Genomic DNA, 3,553 nt, shown 5'->3' on the forward strand with positions numbered 1-3,553 from the left:
CGCCCCGGCGCAGACCTTGGGGGCGGGGGCGGGGAACCGCGCCCCCACCGACCAGGAGTACGGCGGCATCATCCGGCGCGGCGCCAAGCTGATCTACGCCTACGCCGAGGCGACGGTGCCGCTGATCACCGTCATCACCCGCAAGGCGTTCGGCGGCGCGTACGACGTGATGGGCTCCAAGCACCTGGGCGCCGACCTCAACTTCGCCTGGCCCACCGCCCAGATCGCGGTGATGGGCGCGCAGGGCGCGGTCAACATCCTGCACCGCAGGACGCTGGCGGCCGCGGGGACGGACGAGGAGCGCGAGGAGCTGCGGGCCGGACTGACCGCCGAGTACGAGGACACCCTGCTCAACCCGTACGTGGCCGCCGAGCGCGGGTACGTGGACGCCGTGGTGGTGCCCTCCGAGACGCGCCGCCACATCGTGCGGGGGCTGCGCTCGCTGCGCAACAAGCGCGAGTCGCTGCCGCCGAAGAAGCACGGCAACATCCCGCTCTGACCACCCTGCCCCCCTGTGACCAACCTGACCGCCCCGAGCGCCCTGACCGCCCGCGACAGCGAGGAGACCGTGACGTGATCAAGGTCGTACGCGGCAATCCGACCCCCGAGGAACTGGCCGCCGCCCTGGCGGTGGTGCGTACCCGGGCCGCGGCCCTCGCGGCGGCGGGCCCCGGCGGGTCCGCCGGCGAGCGCGGCTCGGAGTGGTCGGACCCGGCCCGCACCGTCCCCGGCCGCCGTCTGCCGCACCCGGGCCCGCGGGCCTGGCGGACGGCGTACTGGCCCGCCTGACCCGCCCGCCGAGGAGACATGCCTCCACACGGCCGGGCCGACGAACCCCCCGAGTAGCAGCGCACCGCCCAGGTGATGCTCCGCCGCACCGGCTGGCTGCTCGCCGTCGCGATGGTGGCGGTCTTCCTGCTGCTGTGAACGGGCGGCCCCGGCCCGGGGCGCCCGGGAGGCTTCCTAGGATGGGTGGTATGGCCCACAACACCGCGCCCCGTCGCCGCCTCGTCCTCGCCTCCCGGTCCCCCGCCCGGCTCGGGCTGCTCCGGCAGGCGGGGATGGCGCCCGAGGTGATCGTCAGCGGCGTGGACGAGGACGCCCTGGACGCCCCCACGCCGGGCGAGCTGGCCCTGCTGCTGGCCGAGGCGAAGGCGGACGCCGTGGCCGGGCGGCCCGAGGCCGCCGGCGCGCTCGTCGTCGGCTGCGACTCCGTGCTGGAGCTGGACGGGCGTCCACTGGGCAAGCCGGCGGACGCCGAGGAGGCCATCGCCCGCTGGAAGGACATGCGCGGCCGGGCGGGCGTCCTGGTGACCGGGCACTGCGTGGTGGACACGGCCGGCGGCCGCCGTGCCTCGGCGACGGCCGCCACCACCGTCCGCTTCGGCGAGCCGAGCGACGAGGAGGTCGCCGCCTACGTCGCCAGCGGCGAACCGCTGCACGTCGCGGGCGCCTTCACCCTCGACGGCCGCTCGGCCCCCTTCGTCGACGGCATCGAGGGCGACCACGGCAACGTCATCGGGCTGTCGCTGCCGCTGCTGCGCCGCCTCCTGGCCGAACTGGGCGTACCCGTCACGGAGCTGTGGGCGTGAGAGGCGGCCCGGCCGGCCCCCGCGCCTCCCGCGTACGGCCGCGGGGGCCGTACGCCATCAGGGTCAGCACCAGCAGCCCCGGCACGAGCATCATGGCCGCGAACGCCCCCCGGCCCACCGGTCCGACGCCGAGAGCGCCGAGGGCGCCGGGCACTCCGTGCACCACGGCCGCGGCGGTCAGCAGGGCGCGGGCGGGGCGGGCGGCCGGTCGGTCAGCCCCGTGCGCAGCAGCAGCGCCGCGCACAGCAGCAGCGCCGCGCACAGCAGCAGGCAGGCGCCGGTGAGCACGCCGCCGGCCCGTGTGGAGACGGCCGTCAGGCGCGGGTCGAGTCCGGCCGGGGGCATCTGCCGACGGTCGGCCATGAGGCCCAGGACCCGGTGCAGCCACCCGGCGCCGACGGCTTCGGCCGCGAGTACGGCGGCCGCCGTCAGGGCCACCAGCCTCCTGTGCGTCATCCCGTCCCCCGCCCGCCGTCCCGTGGGCGCGCGCCGGCCGCCCACGACAGCGCGCATGCTACTAACGGGTAACGCTCCGGGGAATACTTCGCGCCCCGGCAAAGAATCACCCTGCCGTTCGTAGGAATCCCACAAAGCATCCGGCGCGCTCGTACCCCTCTCGGACAGTAACCTTGACCACACCGGAGATCTCCAGTCGAACGCGAGATCCCGGCGTACCGTGTACCCACAAGGGATTTGGGCCCCCCGGACTCCGGGGGTTCACATTCTGTGTGGGCAAGCTCACCCCCTCGGGCGACTCGGCCTGTGGTGTCGCCGGTATCTAAAATCACATCGCTCATATGTTGCGGCCCAGCGCCAAGGAGGAAGCCATCGTGCGCAAGGTGCTCATCGCCAATCGCGGTGAAATCGCTGTCCGGGTCGCCCGGGCCTGCCGGGACGCCGGGATCGCGAGCGTGGCCGTCTACGCCGACCCGGACCGGGACGCACTCCACGTGCGGGTGGCGGACGAGGCCTTCGCGCTCGGCGGTGACACCCCCGCCACCAGCTACCTGGACATGGACAAGGTGCTCAAGGCCGCGGCCGACTCCGGCGCGGACGCGGTCCACCCCGGCTACGGCTTCCTGTCGGAGAACGCCGACTTCGCCCAGGCCGTCATCGACGCCGGGCTGAACTGGATCGGCCCGCCGCCGCAGGCCATCCGCGACCTGGGCGACAAGGTCGCCGCCCGCCACATCGCCCAGCGCGCCGGCGCCCCGCTGGTGGCCGGCACCCCCGACCCGGTGAGCGGCGCGGACGAGGTCGTCGCCTTCGCCAAGGAGCACGGGCTGCCGATCGCCATCAAGGCCGCCTTCGGCGGCGGCGGGCGCGGTCTGAAGGTCGCCCGCACGCTGGAGGAGGTTCCCGAACTGTACGACTCCGCGGTGCGCGAGGCGGTGGCCGCCTTCGGCCGCGGCGAGTGCTTCGTGGAGCGCTACCTGGACCGGCCCCGGCACGTGGAGACGCAGTGCCTGGCCGACAAGCACGGCAACGTGGTGGTCGTCTCCACCCGTGACTGCTCGCTGCAGCGCCGCCACCAGAAGCTGGTCGAGGAGGCCCCCGCGCCGTTCCTGACGGCCGAGCAGAACGCCGAGCTGTACCGCGCCTCCAAGGCCATCCTGAAGGAGGCCGGCTACGTCGGCGCCGGCACCTGCGAGTTCCTCGTCGGCCAGGACGGCACCATCTCCTTCCTGGAGGTCAACACCCGCCTGCAGGTCGAGCACCCGGTCACCGAGGAGGTCACCGGCATCGACCTGGTCCGCGAGATGTTCCGCGTCGCCGACGGCGAACCGCTGGGCTACGACGACCCGCCGGTGCGCGGCCACTCCTTCGAGTTCCGCGTCAACGGCGAGGACCCCGGCCGGAACTTCCTGCCCGCCCCCGGCACCGTGACGAAGTTCGACCCGCCCACCGGTCCGGGCGTGCGCCTGGACGCCGGCGTGGAGTCCGGCAGTGTGATCGGCCCG

5 protein-coding genes and 1 pseudogene are annotated in these 3,553 nt (G+C 74.3%); 5 read left to right on the plus strand and 1 reads right to left on the minus strand.

The genetic code is table 11. The features are described 5' to 3' along the window. The 4 genes and pseudogenes from AC2CJA_RS25410 to AC2CJA_RS25425 all read left to right on the plus strand — a co-directional run. On the plus strand, positions 1-499 hold a 499-nt coding region (locus AC2CJA_RS25410; protein WP_484605013.1), incomplete at its 5' end, for a carboxyl transferase domain-containing protein. 74 nt (positions 500-573) lie between these two features. Next, positions 574-789: an acyl-CoA carboxylase subunit epsilon gene (locus AC2CJA_RS25415; RefSeq protein WP_484605014.1), complete on the plus strand. Its 216-nt coding sequence runs from the start codon at positions 574-576 to the stop codon at positions 787-789. Positions 790-858: 69 nt separating this feature from the next. After that, a pseudogene (locus AC2CJA_RS25420) lies at positions 859-927 on the plus strand (hypothetical protein); the annotation flags it as partial. A gap of 50 nt (positions 928-977) precedes the next feature. Continuing rightward, positions 978-1,592 carry a nucleoside triphosphate pyrophosphatase gene (locus tag AC2CJA_RS25425; protein ID WP_484605015.1) on the plus strand — a complete coding sequence of 205 codons (615 nt, stop codon included), beginning with the start codon at positions 978-980 and terminating at the stop codon, positions 1,590-1,592. A gap of 177 nt (positions 1,593-1,769) precedes the next feature. On the opposite strand, the gene AC2CJA_RS25430 is transcribed toward AC2CJA_RS25425, so the two are convergent. Continuing rightward, complete coding sequence (locus AC2CJA_RS25430) at positions 1,770-2,048, minus strand: hypothetical protein (RefSeq protein ID WP_484605016.1); 279 nt, start codon at positions 2,046-2,048, stop codon at positions 1,770-1,772. A 374-nt stretch (positions 2,049-2,422) separates the two neighbouring features. On the opposite strand from AC2CJA_RS25430, the gene AC2CJA_RS25435 reads away from it, so the two are divergent. Then, positions 2,423-3,553 (plus strand): acetyl-CoA carboxylase biotin carboxylase subunit (locus AC2CJA_RS25435; protein ID WP_484605017.1); only part of this gene is annotated, 1,131 nt, incomplete at its 3' end.

It is taken from the genome of Streptomyces sp. ATLC9 (assembly GCF_057196705.1).

What these genes read in the sequence shown, in the direction of transcription:
- AC2CJA_RS25430 (WP_484605016.1), bottom strand. Translation starts at nt 2,048, where the DNA reads ATGACGCACAGGAGGCTGGTGGCCCTGACGGCGGCCGCCGTACTCGCG.
- AC2CJA_RS25425 (WP_484605015.1), top strand. Translation starts at nt 978, where the DNA reads ATGGCCCACAACACCGCGCCCCGTCGCCGCCTCGTCCTCGCCTCCCGG.